This window comes from Marinobacter sp. (assembly GCF_052094685.1).
Classification (GTDB): Bacteria; Pseudomonadota; Gammaproteobacteria; order Pseudomonadales; family Oleiphilaceae; genus Marinobacter.
The window spans coordinates 1-17,871 of record NZ_JBQDKB010000011.1 but is presented as its reverse complement, the minus strand read 5'-3'; the positions used below and the strand labels follow the sequence as shown (position 1 = coordinate 17,871).

The 17,871-nt window shown below is 53.0% G+C and carries 15 protein-coding genes; 3 read left to right on the top strand and 12 right to left on the bottom strand.

Annotation, left to right across the window (positions count from 1 at the left end; translation table 11 throughout):
- Nucleotides 1-56: 56 nt before the first annotated feature.
- Nucleotides 57-2,003 carry an ATP-dependent zinc metalloprotease FtsH gene (gene ftsH, locus ACTH3S_RS03955; RefSeq protein ID WP_441807725.1) on the bottom strand — a complete coding sequence of 649 codons (1,947 nt, stop codon included), beginning with the start codon at nucleotides 2,001-2,003 and terminating at the stop codon, nucleotides 57-59.
- 321 nt (nucleotides 2,004-2,324) lie between these two features.
- Here ftsH and yhbY point away from each other — a divergent pair, with 321 nt between their 5' ends.
- Entirely contained in the window at nucleotides 2,325-2,636 is a 312-nt protein-coding gene (gene yhbY / locus ACTH3S_RS03950) for a ribosome assembly RNA-binding protein YhbY (RefSeq protein ID WP_441807724.1), read from the top strand.
- 128 nt (nucleotides 2,637-2,764) lie between these two features.
- Here yhbY and greA read toward each other — a convergent pair whose 3' ends face one another.
- The 7 genes from greA to grpE form a co-directional block, all read right to left on the bottom strand.
- Nucleotides 2,765-3,244 (bottom strand): transcription elongation factor GreA, encoded by a 480-nt coding sequence (gene greA, locus ACTH3S_RS03945; protein WP_441807723.1) that lies wholly within the window; start codon nucleotides 3,242-3,244, stop codon nucleotides 2,765-2,767.
- 4 nt (nucleotides 3,245-3,248) lie between these two features.
- A complete protein-coding gene (carB, locus tag ACTH3S_RS03940; protein WP_441807722.1) occupies nucleotides 3,249-6,467 on the bottom strand; it encodes a carbamoyl-phosphate synthase large subunit in 3,219 nt (1,072 codons plus the stop codon).
- A gap of 77 nt (nucleotides 6,468-6,544) precedes the next feature.
- Nucleotides 6,545-7,675: a glutamine-hydrolyzing carbamoyl-phosphate synthase small subunit gene (carA, locus tag ACTH3S_RS03935; RefSeq protein ID WP_441807721.1), complete on the bottom strand. Its 1,131-nt coding sequence runs from the start codon at nucleotides 7,673-7,675 to the stop codon at nucleotides 6,545-6,547.
- Between the two features lie 224 nt (nucleotides 7,676-7,899).
- Nucleotides 7,900-8,700: a 4-hydroxy-tetrahydrodipicolinate reductase gene (gene dapB / locus ACTH3S_RS03930; protein WP_441807720.1), complete on the bottom strand. Its 801-nt coding sequence runs from the start codon at nucleotides 8,698-8,700 to the stop codon at nucleotides 7,900-7,902.
- A gap of 24 nt (nucleotides 8,701-8,724) precedes the next feature.
- A complete protein-coding gene (gene dnaJ / locus ACTH3S_RS03925) occupies nucleotides 8,725-9,858 on the bottom strand; it encodes a molecular chaperone DnaJ (RefSeq protein WP_441807719.1) in 1,134 nt (377 codons plus the stop codon).
- A 77-nt stretch (nucleotides 9,859-9,935) separates the two neighbouring features.
- Complete coding sequence (gene dnaK / locus ACTH3S_RS03920) at nucleotides 9,936-11,855, bottom strand: molecular chaperone DnaK (RefSeq protein ID WP_441807718.1); 1,920 nt, start codon at nucleotides 11,853-11,855, stop codon at nucleotides 9,936-9,938.
- A 103-nt stretch (nucleotides 11,856-11,958) separates the two neighbouring features.
- Nucleotides 11,959-12,561 carry a nucleotide exchange factor GrpE gene (grpE, locus tag ACTH3S_RS03915; RefSeq protein ID WP_441807717.1) on the bottom strand — a complete coding sequence of 201 codons (603 nt, stop codon included), beginning with the start codon at nucleotides 12,559-12,561 and terminating at the stop codon, nucleotides 11,959-11,961.
- Between the two features lie 246 nt (nucleotides 12,562-12,807).
- Between grpE and recN the strand changes: the two genes are divergently transcribed.
- Nucleotides 12,808-14,487 carry a DNA repair protein RecN gene (gene recN, locus ACTH3S_RS03910; protein ID WP_441807716.1) on the top strand — a complete coding sequence of 560 codons (1,680 nt, stop codon included), beginning with the start codon at nucleotides 12,808-12,810 and terminating at the stop codon, nucleotides 14,485-14,487.
- A 104-nt stretch (nucleotides 14,488-14,591) separates the two neighbouring features.
- Here recN and fur read toward each other — a convergent pair whose 3' ends face one another.
- Nucleotides 14,592-14,999 carry a ferric iron uptake transcriptional regulator gene (gene fur / locus ACTH3S_RS03905; RefSeq protein ID WP_441807715.1) on the bottom strand — a complete coding sequence of 136 codons (408 nt, stop codon included), beginning with the start codon at nucleotides 14,997-14,999 and terminating at the stop codon, nucleotides 14,592-14,594.
- Nucleotides 15,000-15,121: 122 nt separating this feature from the next.
- Between fur and ACTH3S_RS03900 the strand changes: the two genes are divergently transcribed.
- Nucleotides 15,122-15,448, top strand: coding sequence for an outer membrane protein assembly factor BamE (locus ACTH3S_RS03900; protein ID WP_441807714.1), 327 nt, complete (start codon nucleotides 15,122-15,124; stop codon nucleotides 15,446-15,448).
- Here ACTH3S_RS03900 and ACTH3S_RS03895 read toward each other — a convergent pair.
- The 3 genes from ACTH3S_RS03895 to ACTH3S_RS03885 form a co-directional block, all read right to left on the bottom strand.
- Nucleotides 15,445-15,732 carry an RnfH family protein gene (locus ACTH3S_RS03895; protein ID WP_441807713.1) on the bottom strand — a complete coding sequence of 96 codons (288 nt, stop codon included), beginning with the start codon at nucleotides 15,730-15,732 and terminating at the stop codon, nucleotides 15,445-15,447. The two genes, ACTH3S_RS03900 and ACTH3S_RS03895, sit on opposite strands and share 4 nt — an antisense overlap.
- Nucleotides 15,732-16,175: a type II toxin-antitoxin system RatA family toxin gene (locus tag ACTH3S_RS03890; RefSeq protein WP_441807712.1), complete on the bottom strand. Its 444-nt coding sequence runs from the start codon at nucleotides 16,173-16,175 to the stop codon at nucleotides 15,732-15,734. The genes ACTH3S_RS03895 and ACTH3S_RS03890 overlap by 1 nt, the downstream gene beginning before the upstream one ends.
- Nucleotides 16,176-16,249: 74 nt before the next feature.
- Nucleotides 16,250-17,869, bottom strand: a complete 1,620-nt coding sequence (locus ACTH3S_RS03885) for a sodium-dependent transporter (protein ID WP_441807711.1) — start codon at nucleotides 17,867-17,869, stop codon at nucleotides 16,250-16,252.
- Between the last annotated feature and the right edge of the window lie 2 nt (nucleotides 17,870-17,871).

The window sequence follows — 17,871 nt, the reverse complement described above, 5'->3', positions numbered from 1 at the left end:
ACGCCGCCCGTAATCAGGGCGGCGTAAGTCAACTCAGTTATCGGAAGCTGAGAGGCTTAATGCTCCCCGGCAGGCCGACCGACATCAGGCCGGCGACCTTCATCAGAGGGCTTGGCCTCATTAGAAGACTGTTCCGGATCATCTGCCTTAACACCGCCGGTAGGTCCGCGATCGTCCCAACCTTTCGGCGGGCGTGGCGTACGGTTTTCCATGATGTCATCAATCTGATGACGGTCTATGGTTTCGTACTTCATCAATGCATCAGCCATAACGTCCAGCTTATCCCGGTTATCAACCAGAATCTGCGTAGCTGTCTCATAACAGGTATCAATAATATTGCGAACTTCCTCATCAATACGCTGTGCAGTTTCAGGCGAGTAGACTGTCTGAGCCTGACCAGCGGAGCGTCCAAGGAACGGCTCCTCACTGTCTGTATCGTACTGCAGCGGCCCAAGCTTCTCAGACAAGCCCCACCGAGTAACCATATTACGAGCCAGGCTGGTCGCACGCTCGATATCATTCGAGGCACCGGTAGTAACGCCGTCAAAGCCCAACGTCAGCTCCTCGGCAATACGACCACCGAACAGGCTGCAAATAGAGCTGATCAGAAAACGCTTGCTGTGGCTGTACTTGTCTTCCTCGGGCAAGAACATAGTCACGCCCAGAGCACGACCGCGAGGAATAATGCTCACTTTATAGACAGGATCATGCTCTGGCACAAGGCGACCAACGATGGCGTGACCAGACTCGTGATAAGCCGTATTCCGCTTTTCCTTCTCACTCATCACCATGGACTTGCGCTCGGAGCCCATCATGATCTTGTCTTTCGCGAGCTCAAACTCTTCCATGGAAACAAGACGCATATTTCGACGTGCCGCAAACAGCGCTGCCTCATTAACCAGGTTCGCAAGATCGGCGCCAGAGAACCCTGGCGTGCCGCGCGCGATAAATGCGGGCTCAACATTTTCATCCAGGGGCACCTTCTTCATGTGCACCTTGAGAATCTGCTCACGGCCGATAATATCGGGCAGCCCAACCACAACCTGGCGGTCAAAACGGCCGGGGCGCAACAGCGCCGGATCCAGAACGTCTGGGCGGTTGGTCGCAGCAATAACGATAACGCCTTCATTTCCTTCAAAGCCATCCATTTCAACCAGCAGCGCGTTCAAGGTTTGCTCACGCTCATCGTGACCACCACCCATGCCAGCACCGCGATGGCGACCGACCGCATCGATTTCATCGATGAAGATAATGCAGGGGCTCTGCTTCTTGGCTTGCTCGAACATGTCACGCACACGAGACGCACCAACACCCACGAACATTTCCACAAAATCGGAGCCGGAAATGGAGAAGAACGGAACCTTCGCCTCACCAGCGATGGCCTTCGCCAGCAGTGTTTTACCGGTACCTGGCTGCCCCACCATCAAAACACCCTTGGGGATGCTGCCACCAAGACGCTGAAATTTGCTGGGATCCCGGAGGAAATCCACCAATTCCTTAACGTCCTCTTTGGCCTCATCTACGCCAGCCACATCAGCAAACGTAGTTTTGATCTGATCTTCACTCATCAGCTTCGCTTTACTCTTGCCAAACGACATGGGGCCTTTGCCGCCACCGCCGCCTTGCATCTGGCGCATAAAGAATACGAACAACGCGATAATGATCAGAATTGGGAAAGCCGCGACCAACAACTGCGTCCATAGGCTCTGGCGTTCGGGCTCTTTGCCGATCACCTCCACCTTGTTCGCCAGCAGATCGTCCATCAGCTTGTTATCCGACACCTGGGGGCGGATCGTCTCGAACTGCGAACCATCGCCACGAGTGCCCTGGATTTCCAGACCATCAATGGTGACTTTGTTGACTTGGCCCTGCTGAACCATTTCAACGAATTGAGAATAATTGACTTGCTGCCCGCTGGTGGTGGGAGAAAAATTCTGAAACACCATCAACAGTACTGCGGCTATTATCAGCCAGAGAACCAGATTTTTTGCCATATCGTTCAAGGATCATCACCTGTGAATTGAAAAGCGCACCCGCGAGGGAACCACTCTTTACCGACACCTTACACCAATTGTACGCCTATCCACCAGAAACGGCCCATCCGTAACGGCCACAGAAAAACGTAGCTGCAGATCTACCCGAAAACGCTTCTAAACGCCGAATAAATCCCCATGTTACTTATATGTGGGCTTCATCTCGGAAATTACAACGCCTGCAAGGTGATCTGTATACAAGGTTGTCTGCTACAATCCGCCAATTATACGACGTTGCCAGCGAATATGCCGCTGACCTTTTGTTAATTGCACCGATAAAGAGATTACATCATGAGCCTTTCACGGGAACAGCGCCGGGAATACCGGGCCATCGCTCACAACCTGAAACCCGTCATCATTGTGGGTGACAAGGGTCTGACCGAAAATCTTCAGGGGGAGCTGGAGCGAGCTCTAACCGACCACGAGCTCATTAAGATTAAAGTAGCGAGCCAGGACCGGGAAGCACGCCAGGAAGCGATCAACGCCCTGTGCGAGTCTAGTGGTGCCGAAGTAGTGCAGACGATTGGCAAGATTGCCGTCATTATGCGCCGAGCCAAAAAGCCCAACCCCAAACTGTCCAATTTGCTGCGCCACAAAAACTGACGCTCGCGGAATTTCTAAGCCAAACGAGCGCACCTGAAACAGAAAAGACCTAAAACAAAAAAACCGGCTGCGTTAGCGCAGCCGGTTTTTTTGTTTGCCTTACGCTGGCCCAGCCAGCGCCGCACGAATCAGATGTATTCCACCTTTTCGATTTCGTACTCTACGGTGCCAGAGGGCACACGGATAGCAACAACATCGTCTTCAACTTTCCCCACCAATGCGCGGGCGATGGGCGAAGAGATAGACAACTTGCCTAACTTAATATCTGCCTCATCTTCCCCAACGATCTTGTAGATCACCTGCTCATCAGTATCCATATTCATCAAATGAACGGTGGTGCCAAAGATGACCCTGCCGGTATTTTCCATGGTGGTGACATCAATCACCTGAACAGCCGAAAGCTTGCCTTCAATTTCCTGAATTCGGCCTTCAATAAAACTTTGCTGCTCCCGAGCAGCATGATATTCGGCGTTTTCTTTCAGGTCACCGTGCTCCCGGGCGTCTGAAATCGCGGCAATAACACGAGGGCGATCTTCGGATTTAAGCTTCTGGAGCTCCTCACGAAGACAGGCCTCGCCTGCGGATGTCATAGGTACTCTTTCACTCATAATTTCACTTTCCTGCGTGAAGGTCTTGCAGGCGGCGTACTGTGCGCTCGGGGCCAAACTTGATGGCCCGACAGAAGGCTTCGCCACCCGCCAATGTTGTTGTGTAAGCCACTTTGGTCTGCAGAGCTGACTGGCGAATTTGCGCCGAATCCAACACTGCCTTGCGACCCTCGGTGGTGTTAATAATGAGCTGAACCTGGCCGTTTTTAATGGCGTCTACAATATGTGGCCGCCCCTCACCCACTTTATTCACTCGTTCTACTTCTATACCTGCTTGACGGAGGGCCTTCGCGGTACCCGCAGTAGCAACGAGCTTAAATCCAGCCTCAATCAGATCCCGAGCAACCGTGATAGCACCGGGCTTGTCGACATCGCGAACAGACATAAATGCTGTACCTTCGGAAGGAAGGCGCTCTCCAATGGCCAACGATGCCTTGGCGAAGGCTTCATCGAAACTGTCACCAAGACCCATAACCTCACCCGTAGACTTCATTTCCGGCCCCAGAATCGGGTCAACTGACGGAAATTTATTGAACGGGAAAACAGACTCTTTTACCGCATAGTAGCTAGGTATAATTTCTTTGGTAAAGCCCTGTTCTGCCAGAGAGGTGCCCGCCATTACCCTTGCTGCCACTTTAGCCAAAGATACACCAATGGCTTTAGATACAAACGGCACAGTTCTCGAGGCTCGAGGGTTAACCTCAATCACATAAATTTCATCATCCTGCCAAGCCAGCTGCACGTTCATCAGGCCCACAACTTCTAGCTCGATGGCCATTTTCTTCACGGCCTCGCGCATGGCGTCCTGAACTTCGACTGGCAGAGTGTATGGTGGCAAGGAGCACGCAGAGTCTCCAGAATGAATACCGGCTTGCTCAATGTGCTGCATGATGCCGCCGATGACAACGTCTTTGCCGTCGCAGATAGCATCAATATCCACCTCAATGGCTGCGTTGAGGAAGTGATCCAGCAATACCGGGCTGTCGTTGGAAACCAGCACGGCACTGCGCATGTAGCGCGCCAGCTCGTCCTCGCCAAAAACAATCTCCATGGCACGGCCGCCCAACACATAGGAGGGGCGAACCACCAGCGGGTAACCGATTTCGCGGGCAGCCAGAATGCCCTCTTCGTGGCTACGCACAGTGGCATTTTCAGGTTGCTTGAGACCCAGACGCTGAATCATCTGCTGAAAACGTTCGCGGTCTTCTGCACGGTCAATAGCATCAGGGCTGGTGCCAATTATCGGTACACCAGCTGCTTCCAGGCCACGGGCCAGTTTCAGCGGGGTCTGGCCGCCATACTGAACAATCACACCTTTTGGTTTCTCAACGCTGATAATCTCTAACACGTCTTCAAGCGTAATCGGCTCAAAATACAAACGGTCGGAGGTATCGTAATCGGTAGACACCGTCTCTGGGTTGCAGTTGATCATGATGGTTTCGTAGCCATCTTCGCGCATGGCCAGTGCTGCGTGTACACAGCAATAATCAAACTCGATACCTTGACCAATCCGGTTAGGGCCGCCACCGATAACCACGATCTTCTCACGATCACTTGGCTCTGCTTCGCACTCTTCCTCATAGGTTGAATACATATAGGCAGTATCCGAGGCAAACTCGGCCGCACAGGTATCGACCCGCTTGTAAACCGGGCGAATATTCTGCTCGTGCCGCAGCTTACGCAGGCTTACCTCGGTAAGGCCCAGGAGCTTGGCCAAGCGGGCATCGGAGAAGCCCTTGCGCTTAAGGCGAAACATGGTGGCATGATCAATATCGGCTTTACCGGCAGACTTCAAAGCTTGCTCTTCACGGATAAGATCTTCGATCTGCACCAGATACCAAGGATCCACCTTGGTGAACTCGAACACCTCCTCCAAACTTAGACCGGCCCGAAAGGCATCACCGATGTACCAGATACGCTCGGCACCGGGAACGCTGAGCTCGCGGGTAAGCGTTTCGCGGGAACTCTCGGAAGTAAACTCTTCTAACTGCTCATCAAAGCCATCAGACCCCACTTCCAAGCCGCGAAGGGCCTTCTGTAGCGACTCTTGGAAAGTTCGGCCAATAGCCATCACTTCGCCCACAGACTTCATTTGGGTCGTCAGGCGGGCGTCGGCCTGGGGGAACTTCTCAAAGGTAAACCGGGGGATCTTGGTAACCACATAATCGATGCTGGGCTCGAACGAGACTGGCGTTACGCCACCGGTGATCTCGTTACGCAACTCATCAAGGGTGTAGCCTACGGCCAGCTTTGCGGCAACTTTAGCAATCGGGAAACCGGTTGCTTTTGAAGCCAGTGCAGATGAGCGAGACACCCTTGGGTTCATCTCGATAACGACCATACGGCCGGTATCCGGGTGGATACCGAACTGTACGTTGGAGCCGCCGGTTTCCACACCTATTTCACGCAGCACAGCCAACGAGGCATCCCGCATGATCTGATATTCTTTATCTGTCAATGTCTGAGCCGGCGCGACAGTAATGGAATCGCCAGTGTGTACGCCCATGGCGTCAAAGTTCTCGATGGCACACACAATGATGCAGTTGTCCGCCTTGTCGCGGACCACTTCCATTTCATACTCTTTCCAGCCAATCAGCGACTCATCGATAAGCAGCTCGTTGGTGGGGGAAAGATCAAGACCGCGAGTACAGATTTCTTCAAATTCTTCCCGGTTGTATGCAATACCACCACCGGAACCGCCCATGGTAAATGAAGGGCGAATAATGCACGGAAAGCCGATATCTTCCGCAACCTTCCTAGCCTCATCCATACTGTTTGCAATGGAGGCGCGAGGGCATTCAAGCCCAATATCTTTCATCGCCTGGTCAAAGCGACGACGGTCTTCCGCTTTGTCGATGGTATCGGCATTGGCGCCGATCATTTCCACCCCGTGCTCAACCAGAACGCCGTGCTTTTCCAGATCCAGCGCGCAGTTCAAGGCAGTCTGCCCACCCATGGTCGGCAGCAGTGCATCGGGCTTTTCTTTCTCAATAATCTTAGCAACAGTTTGCCAGGTAATCGGCTCGATATACGTGGCATCCGCCATCACCGGGTCGGTCATGATGGTGGCCGGGTTCGAGTTAACCAGAATGACCCGGTAACCTTCCTCACGCAGAGCTTTACAGGCTTGAGCGCCGGAGTAGTCAAATTCGCACGCCTGCCCGATCACAATTGGGCCAGCGCCCAGAATCAGGATGCTTTTAATATCGGTCCGTTTTGGCATGTCTTGGTTAACCTGTCAGCAACATTTAAATTCTTGCAGCGCAATGAACGCGGCGCGTGTCTGTCTGAGAGACGGCGTTATTTCGCCCGAGTTTCCATGAGGTGGATAAACTCATCAAATAAAGGCGCCACGTCGCATGGGCCCGGGCTCGCTTCGGGGTGTCCCTGAAAGCTATATGCCGGTTTATCAGTGCGGCGAACACCTTGCAGCGTGCCGTCGAACAACGATTTGTGGGTAACTTCCAGCACATCCGGCAAAGATGCTTCATCCACCGCAAAACCATGGTTCTGGCTGGTAATCATAACCGTGCCATTAGCCAGGCGCTGAACCGGGTGATTGGCACCGTGATGACCGTGCTTCATCTTTATGCTTTTCGCGCCACTGGCAAGCGCCAGAAACTGGTGCCCCAAGCAGATGCCAAACACAGGAATCTCCGTTTCCAGCACTTCCTGAATAGCTTTAACCGCGTAATCGCAGGGCGCTGGATCGCCCGGACCATTGGACAGAAATATGCCATCTGGATTCATTGCCAGTACGTCTGCAGCCGGCGTTTGCGCGGGCACAACGGTAATGTCGCAGCCACGGGATGCAAGCATGCGCAGAATGTTGAATTTAACGCCATAATCCCATGCAACAACCTTGAATTTTGCTTCGCCGCCCTCAGCGTAGCCTTCGCCAAGTACCCACTCAGCTTGAGTCCAATTATAGATTTTGTCGCAGGTGACCTCTTTGGCCAAATCCATGCCCTGGAGCCCCGGGAATGCCTTAGCCAATTCCAATGCCTGCTCTGCCGTGACGTTAGCGCCTGCCACAATCGCGCCGCTCTGGGAACCCTTGTCTCGAAGAATGCGCGTGAGGCGTCGGGTATCGATATCGGCAATTCCGACAATATTGTTGCTTCGCAGGTACTCGTCCAACGACCCAGTGCTGCGCCAGTTACTAGCCATCAAAGGTAGATCGCGGATAATCAGGCCGGCGGCCTGAACGCGATCTGACTCAACATCTTCCTCATTCACACCGGTGTTGCCGATATGCGGGTAGGTTAAAGTAACGAGCTGGCGGGCGTAGGACGGATCTGTCAGTATTTCTTGGTAGCCGGTCATAGCGGTGTTAAACACCACTTCACCACTGGTTTCGCCGTCAGCGCCAATGGCGGTGCCGTAGAACAGGCTTCCGTCTGCGAGTGCAAGGATTGCGGGTGTGCTCAAGGCTTGTATCCTCATCGGGTGGCGTTTTGGTTCGTCACATGCAGGAACGCAAGCGCAAATTCAGGTCGCAAAAAAGCGAGAGGGAGTAAAAACCCCGTCCCGCTTTTTGTTATCCGGGGACTTTTTTGTCCCTTGGGCTTTTCAAAGCCTACGCTTGGTGCAGTTAAACCGCCTTATTGTATAAAATATGCGGTTTTGTGTCCATGCAAAATCATCACCCGGTGTTACTTGAGCGAAAGAACATCCTGCATATCGTACAAGCCCGCAGGCTTATCTTTCAGCCACAGCGCGGCGCGCATGGCGCCTTTGGCGAAGGTCATGCGGCTACTTGCTTTGTGAGTTATCTCGATACGCTCGCCTTCGTTGGCGAACAGCACTGTATGGTCGCCCACTACATCACCGGCGCGGATGGTTTCGAAACCGATTTCTTTGCGCGAGCGCTCGCCGGTGAAGCCTTCACGGCCATAGACTGCACACTCTTTGAGGTCGCGCCCAAGTGCGCTGGCAACCTCTTCACCCATGCGCAGGGCGGTGCCGGAAGGAGCGTCTTTTTTGTGGCGGTGGTGGGCTTCGATGATTTCAACGTCGTAATCATCACCCAGCGCCGCTGCCGCTGTGCGCAGTAGATTGAGCACCACGTTCACGCCCACACTCATATTAGGGGCAAACACCACTTGGGTAGATTCTGCTGCCAAGGCTAGCTGCTGCTTTTCGGCGTCGGACAGGCCAGTGGTACCGATAACCAGCATTTTGCCATTAGCTTTGCAGAATTCTGCGTTTTCCAGGGTTAAATCCGGGAAGGTAAAGTCGACGAGCACATCGAAATCGTCTTTTACATCAGCCAGGGTACCAGCCATCTTTATGCCGGTTTTGCCAATACTGCTCATTTCTCCAGCATCCGCTCCGATAAGACTGCTGCGCGGCTCGACCACAGCAGCACCCAGCTCCAACCCTTCGGTGCCGTCAACCGCTTCGATCAGCACTTTACCCATGCGCCCGGCGGCGCCGATGATTGCTACCCTCATGGCCTATTCCTTATATGAAACGGTTCAGAATTTCATTTCGTCGAAAAAGCTTTTAACACCCTCAAACCAGGACGTTTTCTTCGGCGCGTGATTTGTACCCTTGTTGTTATCGAGGGTGGCCTGAAATTCCTGAAGCAATTCTTTCTGGCGCTTGTTCAGCCTAACAGGGGTCTCCACAATGACGCGGCACAAGAGATCTCCGGAAGGGCCTCCGCGAACCGGGCTAACACCCTTGCTGCGTAGCCGGAAGAGCTTCCCAGTCTGGGTTTCTGCCGGAATTCTCAGCTTTACGCGGCCGTCCAGTGTTGGCACTTCCAGCTCGCCGCCAAGAGTGGCATCAACAATGCTTATAGGCACTTCGCAATAAAGGTTGCGGCCATCACGGGTGAAAATGGAGTGCTCACGCACAGACATCTGCACGTACAGATCGCCGGAGGGGCCGCCATCTATACCCATCTCGCCTTCGCCCGAGAGCCGAATACGGTCGCCCGTATCCACACCGGGTGGCACTTTAACGGAAAGGGTTTTTTCTTCCCGAATCCTGCCCTGCCCCTGGCAAGACCTACACGGGTTTTTGATAATCTGGCCAGATCCACGGCACGTGGGACAAGCCTGCTGCACGGCAAAGAAGCCCTGCTGCATACGCACCTGGCCCATACCTTTACAAGTGCCGCAGGTTTCAGGGCGGGAACCTTTTTCAGCACCGCTACCGTCACAAGTATCACATTCCCGGTGCCCGGGAATGTTAATCTCAACGGTTTTTCCCTTTACGGCTTCTTCTAGATCCAGCTCCAGGGTGTAGCGCAGATCTGAACCTCGGGTGTTGCGGCCACCGCGACCGCCACCACCACCAAAAATATCGCCAAATACGTCGCCAAAGATATCGGAGAAGTTGCCATTGCCACCACCTCCAAATCCACCACCGGCTTGGCCATCTACTCCGGCATGGCCGAACTGATCATAAGCCGCTCGCTTAGACTGGTCAGCCAATATTTCATAGGCTTCGCTGGCCTCTTTGAACTTGTTCTCGGCGTCGGTATCTTCTGGGTTACGGTCGGGGTGGTATTTCATTGCGAGCTTTCGGTACGCCCGCTTAACTTCTTTGTCGTCCGCGTCCCGTGAAACCCCGAGAATGTCGTAATAATCGCGCTTGGCCATGCTTTAAAACCCTGTTTTTTAAACGAGGAAAACGCGGAGCAGCTCCGCGTTTTCCAACTACCTGATGTACGTCAGAATTACTTCTTTTCGTCGTCTTTAACTTCTTCGAACTCGGCATCCACTGCATCATCAGCAGACTGGGCTTCTTCCTGCCCACCAGCTTGCTCTGCCTGGCCCTCTTCTTCTGCGTACATCTTCTGAGCCAATTCTGAAGAAGCTTCAGTCAGCTTCTGAGTTTTGGCTTCAATGTCGTCCTTATCAGAACCCGAAAGTGCTTCTTCGAGCTCCTTGATAGACGCCTCGATAGACTCTTTCTCGCTTTCGCTGACCTTGTCAGCAGCTTCTGTCAAAGTTTTGCGTACGGCGTGAACCATCGCATCACCCTGGTTACGAACCTGAACCAACTCTTCGAACTTGCGATCTTCTTCAGCGTTCGCTTCAGCGTCCTGCACCATCTTTTCGATTTCATCGTCGTTCAGGCCAGAAGAAGCCTTGATCACGATGGACTGCTCTTTGCCGGTAGCCTTGTCTTTTGCAGACACGTTCAGAATACCGTTGGCATCGATATCGAAGGTTACTTCGATTTGCGGCACACCGCGTGATGCCGGTGGAATGTCCGCCAGATCAAAACGCCCAAGGGACTTGTTCTGAGTCGCTTGCTTGCGCTCACCCTGAACAACATGAATGGTCACCGCTGTCTGGTTATCTTCTGCTGTCGAGAAGGTCTGCGACTTTTTGGTCGGAATCGTGGTGTTCTTATCGATTACCGGTGTGGCAACACCACCCATGGTTTCAATACCCAGGGTCAGCGGAGTCACGTCCAACAGCAGTACGTCTTTCACATCACCAGAAAGTACGGCCGCCTGAATCGCAGCGCCCATAGCAACAGCTTCATCAGGGTTCACGTCCTTACGGGCGTCTTTGCCAAAGAAATCTTTAACTTTTTCCTGAACCAGCGGCATACGAGTTTGACCACCGACCAGGATAACTTCGTCGATTTCGCCAACTTTCATGCCTGAATCCTTCAGGGCAACCTTACAAGGCTCCAGGCTGCGCTGAACAAGATCTTCAACCAGCGACTCGAGCTTGGCTCGGGTCAGCTTTACGTTCATGTGCTTGGGACCACTGGCATCTGCAGTGATGTACGGCAAGTTAACGTCGGTCTGCTGGCTGCTGGAAAGCTCAATCTTGGCTTTTTCACCCGCTTCTTTCAGACGCTGCATGGCCAGAGAGTCGCCGCGCAGATCAATCCCACTGTCCTTCTTGAACTGGTCAGCCAGGAATTCGATGATTTTCATATCGAAGTCTTCGCCGCCAAGGAAGGTATCGCCATTGGTCGCCAACACTTCAAACTGGTGCTCGCCGTCCACATCCGCAATTTCGATGATGGAAAGATCGAAAGTACCGCCACCCAGGTCGTATACCGCTACGGTGCGATCGCCGCCTTTTTTGTCTAGACCGTAGGCCAGAGCTGCCGCAGTCGGCTCGTTAATAATACGCTTCACTTCAAGACCGGCAATTCTGCCCGCATCCTTAGTGGCCTGGCGCTGGCTGTCATTGAAGTAAGCAGGAACGGTGATAACCGCTTCAGTCACTTTCTCACCCAGGTAATCTTCTGCAGTCTTCTTCATCTTTTTCAGAATTTCCGCAGAAACCTGCGGCGGCGCCATTTTTTCGCCTTTCACTTCTACCCAAGCATCACCGTTATCCGCACCCGAAATTTTATAGGGCACCATTTTGATGTCTTTCTGAACAACATCATCTTTGAAACGACGGCCGATCAAACGCTTGATGGCGTAAATAGTGTTCTCAGGGTTGGTAACCGCCTGGCGTTTAGCTGACTGGCCAACCAAAATCTCATTATCTTCGGTGTAGGCGATGATCGATGGGGTAGTGCGATCACCCTCTGCGTTCTCAATAACCCGAACCTTGTCACCATCCATGATGGCGACACACGAGTTGGTTGTTCCAAGGTCAATACCGATAATCTTGCTCATTGATTCGCTCCAGTTCTTCTGAATACTGTTCTTAATAGTTGTCCGGAGATGTTTAGTCCGGATGATTCTGTTTAATAGCTATATTGGCGCTTTCGGCGTTTTTTCAAGCCTTCTCATCAATTTTTGATGCACCTTCAGCCTTCGCGACCATGACCATTGCTGGCCGTACCACACGCCCATTCAGCAGGTAGCCTTTCTGCACCACTGCAACCACGCTGTTCGGCTCTGCATTTGGGGCGGGCACCATAGACATGGCTTCATGCTGCTGGGGATCGAACGGCTCACCCACCGGGTTCAACGGCTCAACATTGAACTTTTTAAGGCTCGACACAAACAGGTTGAGCGTCATATCCACGCCCTCGCGAATAGAAGCTACCAGCTCTCCAGCCTTCTCTTGGCCCTCGGTGCTCTCAACCGCCTTCTCAAGACTGTCAGCTACCGGCAGCAATTCTTTGACGAACTTTTCCAGCGCAAATTTGTGCGCTTTCTCAACATCCATCTCTGCCCGGCGACGCACATTCTGCATCTCTGCCTGCATACGCAGCATTTGCTCCTGGGAATCCTGAAGTTGCGCATTTAACGCATCTACTTCAGAAACCTCATCTTGCTCAACCTCCTGCTCGCCCGCTTGCACTTCTTCAGCGGACGCCTCAGCGGCCTCTTTCAACTCATCTACCTGCTCATTGCGGTTTTCGTCGGTGCTCATGACTACTCCTGCCAGATCTTCGGTGGTCGGCTAAATCGCGACCAATTGAACATAGGCTCCGGCCACGCAGTGCCGGAAGAACGTTATTGCGAACCGATATGGGGTTAGCGTCTCAGGTTTCAACCATCAAAGCCTGCATTCCTGAAGAAAATCACACCCAGGCGTTTGCAAACCGGAAAAACCCTGTATATATTCACAGTGACTGTATGAACGAACAGTACATTTTGGAAGGCGGAGGTTATCTGCATGCTCACACAGCTCACAGTTTCCAACTATGCAATTGCCGAACGGGTAGAACTGCAATTCAATAAAGGCATGACAGCGCTCACGGGTGAAACTGGCGCGGGCAAATCCATTGTACTGGACGCTCTGGGGCTAGCGATGGGCGGTCGCGCCGATGCAGGGGCCGTGCGCCACGGCGCAAAACGTGCGGACATTACTGCTACGTTTGATGTTTCCGGTATCGCGGAAGCGTTGCAATGGCTGGAAAGCCACGAATTGGATGACGACAGCGACTGCATCCTGCGCAGAGTAATCAGCAAAGACGGGCGCTCACGGGCATACATTAATGGCCAGCCCTGCCCGCTTGCCCACCTGAAAGATCTCGGCGGGCTGCTAATGGACATTCACAGCCAACATCAACACCAGTCGCTTCTGCGCAAAGAAACCCACCGCAAGCTGATCGATGAATTTGCCGGTGCCGAAGAACTCGCCAGCCAGACCCGCGAAGCCTGGAAAGCCTGGAACCAAATCCGCACAAAGCTGATTGAGCGCCAGCAGAACGCCGAAGAGTCTGAAGCCAGACTGCAACTACTGCGCTACCAGGTAGAAGAACTTGACCGCCTAGCGCTTGAAGCCGGCGAACAAGAGCAGCTTGAAAAAGAACAGGCACAACTGAGCCAGGCCGACGCCATCCTTCATAGCAGCCATCACGCAGCGCTGCTGTGCACCGAGGACGAAACCAATGCAGCGAACCTGGTGCGCCAAGCACTACAGCAGCTCGAGCAACTGCCGACTGAAGTACCGGCACTGGCCGACACCCTCCAGATGCTGAAGGAAGCCGAGATCCAGATCAGCGAAGCTGGTGATAACCTTCGTCATTTTGTGGATGACTATGAGGCAGATCCAGCACGACTGTCAGAAGTTGAAGAGCGGCTCAGCGCCATTTACCAGATGGCACGCAAACATCGTATTGGCCCGGAAGAACTGCCGGAGTTTCATAAGCGGCAAAATGCCGAACTGGCAGAGCTGAATGGCGGCGAAGGCAGCCTTGAGAAGCTGGAAGAAGAGCTGGCAAACCAGCGTAAAGGTTTTGACGAGCTGGCCGGAAAACTTTCCGAAGTTCGAGCCAAAGCAGCAGGGGATCTGGACCAGCGTATTGCCGGCGAACTGGCGCAACTAAGCATGCCGTCGGTTCAGTTTGTTACCCACCTGAACCGCAGCGGCCAAAGCGAGCCTGCGCCGCACGGGCTGGAAGAAGTCGAATTTTTGGTGAGCGCCAACCCCGGGCAGCCTGCAAGACCTCTTGCCAAAGTTGCCTCCGGTGGCGAACTTTCACGCATCAGCCTGGCAATCCAGGTAGTTGTTGCACAAACATCCACAACGCCCACGTTGATCTTCGACGAAGTTGATGTGGGCATTGGCGGCGGCACCGCCGAGGTGGTTGGCAAGCTGCTGCGCTCGCTGGGAGACAATGGCCAGGTTATCTGCGTAACCCACTTGCCACAGGTTGCGGCCCAGTGTCACCAACACCTGTTTGTCAGCAAATTTACCCAGCAGGACGCGACTTTCTCAAAAATCGAATCTCTGGACGACGAAGCAAGGATCAGTGAAGTTGCAAGAATGCTGGGCGGCGTAGACATGACCGAACACACCATCGCCCACGCTACAGAAATGTTTTCCAAAGGACAGGCAACACATCATTGATTTGATGACAATTACCACTTCCCCCTCTCGACCCTGAGAGCTGTTGGGGCAGGCTTCACAGCCTGCCCCCTTTTTCTGTTCCGCTATCTAATACTGCCCGCTTACTATTTGATGGGTTTAACGTAAAGAATCAGGCTGTGCTCGACAATTTCATAGCCGTGCTCTTTTGCGATTTTCTGCTGACGCTCCTCGATAACTTCATCAACAAACTCAATCACCTGGCCTGTTTGAGTACAAACCATGTGATCATGGTGATCTTCACCCGCCATCTCGAATACAGCATGACCACCTTCAAAGTTATGACGAAGCACCAGCCCCGCCGTCTCAAACTGGGTGAGCACCCGGTACACGGTGGCCAGCCCCACATCATCACCTTGGTCAAGGAGCCGCTTGTACACGTCCTCGGCGCTGAGGTGGTGATCCTTGGCGTTTTCCAAGATATTGAAGATTTTCACTCTTGGCAGAGTTACTTTGAGACCGACTTTTCGTAATTCGGCGTTTTCAGATGACATGTTACGATTCACTCTTTGGTGTGCCTCACGGCTTCCGGTATGATGAAGCCGCCTTTTAACGGTTAACCCGTGCCACACCTGCCCTTGGCAGGCGATTTCAAGATAGAGGATTTCCTCCGGCGATGCAAAAGCTCACAGCTCTCATTCTCACTCTGGTTCTATCCGGTTGTGCTTTCCCAGGCGTTTACAAGATCAACGTCCAGCAAGGCAATATTGTAACCGATGAAGAGCTGTCTAAACTCAACGAAGGAATGCCTCGCAGCCAGGTTCAGGCACTGCTCGGTAGCCCTTTAATGCTGAACCCAGTTGATGATTCTCGGGAATACTACGTTTATACGTTCCAGCGCCGCGGTGGCGACATTGAGGAACAACGAATCATCGTGCACTACAACGACAACCGTTACTCTCATTACGAAGCGCAGCTTCTGGAAGAAACCCCCGCCTACTAATCCCCGGATTTCTTTTTGGCCCGGTTCAGGCGCGCCTGCTTCGGGTCAATTTGAAGCGGGCGATACAACTCTACTCTATCGCCATCACGCAATTCGTGATCCGCTGGCCTTTTAATAGCTTTGCCAAATATCCCCATATCAATGGACTCAGCATCGATCTCGGGGAAAATCGCAGCAATGCCTGATAATTTGACCGCTTCAACCGCCGTTGTGCCTTTCGGCACCCGCACAGAAATGATTTCCTGCTTGTCTGGCCGGGCATAAGCCACCTCAACCTGCGGCATCAGGCACCTCCTGTGTAAATATCATCAGCTCTACGACAGAATGCATCCACCATAGTTGTGGCAGCTTGATTAAACACAGGCCCAAAGGTCATACGCGACAAAGTGCCTGAAAACTCAAAATCCAGCGTTAAGATGACTTTACAGGCATTTTCACTCAGCGCCTTGAAATGCCAACGCCCCGTAAGATTGCGAAATGGCCCATCCACCAGGTTCATTTCAATGGCTTCTGGCATCAGCAACTGGTTGCGGGTGGTGAGTTTGTGGCGCACCCCACCCTTAGCAATCTCTAGCGAAGCCATAATCTGCTCCGGATCCTGCTGATGAATCTCGGCACCCGCACACCAAGGAAGAAACTCGGGATAACGGGCAATATCGTTAACCAAGTGAAACATACGCTCGGCAGAGTGCATAACCAGGGCTGTTTTATCAATCTGATGGGGCATTGGAACTGGCTGTCCTACTTACAAACACGCGTTAAGACCAATTGCAGAGCTCTGACGTGCTCACATGGATGCAATCAGACACTATGATAAAGGATATCGTCTTCTTTAGGGGTATTTTCGGGGAGCGATTGCCGCTCAACACGGTCGCTTGCAGGTAGTTTATTTGCCGGGAGCAACTCTCTTGAGCCCTCAACCTCCACCTCAGGCGAGATTTTACGCTCATCCCGAAAATCGATTCCCGGCGAAGGCTCGCACCAAAATGCATCACTACCGCTGTCGCACAAACTCACCAATGAAGCTGCTGTGTAGTGAATGCCGATATACGCGACAACCAGAGGCAACACCAAGCGCATAACCCAGAACCAGATTTTCCCAAAGAGCTTGGGTGCTGCACCAACCATAGTTCTTGCAAGGTTGCGGGTTAGGCACCAACCGGTAAAAAGCGCTATTAGAATCGCCACCAAAGGAATCATCAACCCTCCGGTTACCAGCTCAAGCCAACGAAAAGCCGTCGCGCCACCTACCCGATATTCAGCCCACAGGTTGAATGAAAATAATGACGCCAAACCCGCGATCCATACCGCCATGCCCACCAGAAATACAGAGAGCCCCCGGGGCGCTCCTGTCCACTCACGAAACCATCCAACAACCGGCTCCAGCAACGCCAGTGCGGTTGCCCATACAATCATGACCACCATGACAAATACGGTCGCGATAACGAACTGGCTTGCAGGAAACTCAGCAAGGGTAAGCGGGAGTGAAACAAACAGCAGGCCGAACCCACGCAGGCCGTCAAACACACTGGTTTCCGTTGCTACGGAAAATATCATCAGCCCGGCCAAAATTGCGACCAGCGTATCCATCAGCACAACCGCGAGAATGGATCGTTTAAACTGCGTGTCCGGTGTGGTGTAAGCACCCAGAATAGCCCAAACGCCCATACCCAGGCCCAGTGTAAAAAATGCATGAAACAGTGCAGCGCTCAAACTGGCCCATGAAAGATCCTGGGGATGCATCTGAAGAATCTGGCTGACGGCTCCGTTAATCTTTCCGTACCACGCGGCAAGCCCGAATAATGCAACCAAGAGCACCAACGTGCCGGGCACGACAATCCGAAATGCGCGCTCAAGACCACCAACCACTCCTTGGCCAGATACCCACAACACCATGGCCAGAAAAAAGGCGTGCCAGCCCATGAACTCGCGAACCTCTCTGGGATCAGAAACCAACCCCCCAAGAACGCCGGTAGCTTCCGCCTCACCCGCCCCGGAAAACTGCCCCATCGCACCAAAGAACACATAGGCCAACGCAATGGCCCCGAAAACAGCGGTAAACGAAAGCACTAGAAAAGCACCCAGTATGCTGAGCCGGCCCACAGCCATCCAAGCTCTTGAGCGCTTTGCACTGCGAATCAAACCGTCCATCGCCAGCACGATGCCATGGCGGGCATAGCGGCCAACAGCGGCTTCAGTGACCATTAAAGGCAATGTGACCAGCAATAAACAACCGAGATACAACAGAATAAACAGCCCACCGCCGTGTAGGCTTGCTAAGTAAGGAAACTGCCACAGATTAGCCAGGCCCACAGTTGCGCCTACTGCGGCCCAGAAAAAGGTTGATTTACGGGTAAACGACCCGATAGGTGTCAATGGCCATTTATTTTGACCCACCTTTGGCCAATAAAATTGACCCACCC

What these genes read in the sequence shown, in the direction of transcription:
- ACTH3S_RS03895 (WP_441807713.1), bottom strand. Translation starts at nt 15,732, where the DNA reads ATGCCGCAGGTTGAGGTGGCTTATGCCCGGCCAGACAAGCAGGAAATC.
- ACTH3S_RS03900 (WP_441807714.1), top strand. Translation starts at nt 15,122, where the DNA reads ATGCAAAAGCTCACAGCTCTCATTCTCACTCTGGTTCTATCCGGTTGT.
- fur (WP_441807715.1), bottom strand. Translation starts at nt 14,999, where the DNA reads ATGTCATCTGAAAACGCCGAATTACGAAAAGTCGGTCTCAAAGTAACT.
- dnaK (WP_441807718.1), bottom strand. Translation starts at nt 11,855, where the DNA reads ATGAGCAAGATTATCGGTATTGACCTTGGAACAACCAACTCGTGTGTC.
- greA (WP_441807723.1), bottom strand. Translation starts at nt 3,244, where the DNA reads ATGAGTGAAAGAGTACCTATGACATCCGCAGGCGAGGCCTGTCTTCGT.
- ACTH3S_RS03890 (WP_441807712.1), bottom strand. Translation starts at nt 16,175, where the DNA reads ATGCCCCATCAGATTGATAAAACAGCCCTGGTTATGCACTCTGCCGAG.
- carB (WP_441807722.1), bottom strand. Translation starts at nt 6,467, where the DNA reads ATGCCAAAACGGACCGATATTAAAAGCATCCTGATTCTGGGCGCTGGC.
- dapB (WP_441807720.1), bottom strand. Translation starts at nt 8,700, where the DNA reads ATGAGGGTAGCAATCATCGGCGCCGCCGGGCGCATGGGTAAAGTGCTG.
- yhbY (WP_441807724.1), top strand. Translation starts at nt 2,325, where the DNA reads ATGAGCCTTTCACGGGAACAGCGCCGGGAATACCGGGCCATCGCTCAC.
- recN (WP_441807716.1), top strand. Translation starts at nt 12,808, where the DNA reads ATGCTCACACAGCTCACAGTTTCCAACTATGCAATTGCCGAACGGGTA.
- grpE (WP_441807717.1), bottom strand. Translation starts at nt 12,561, where the DNA reads ATGAGCACCGACGAAAACCGCAATGAGCAGGTAGATGAGTTGAAAGAG.
- dnaJ (WP_441807719.1), bottom strand. Translation starts at nt 9,858, where the DNA reads ATGGCCAAGCGCGATTATTACGACATTCTCGGGGTTTCACGGGACGCG.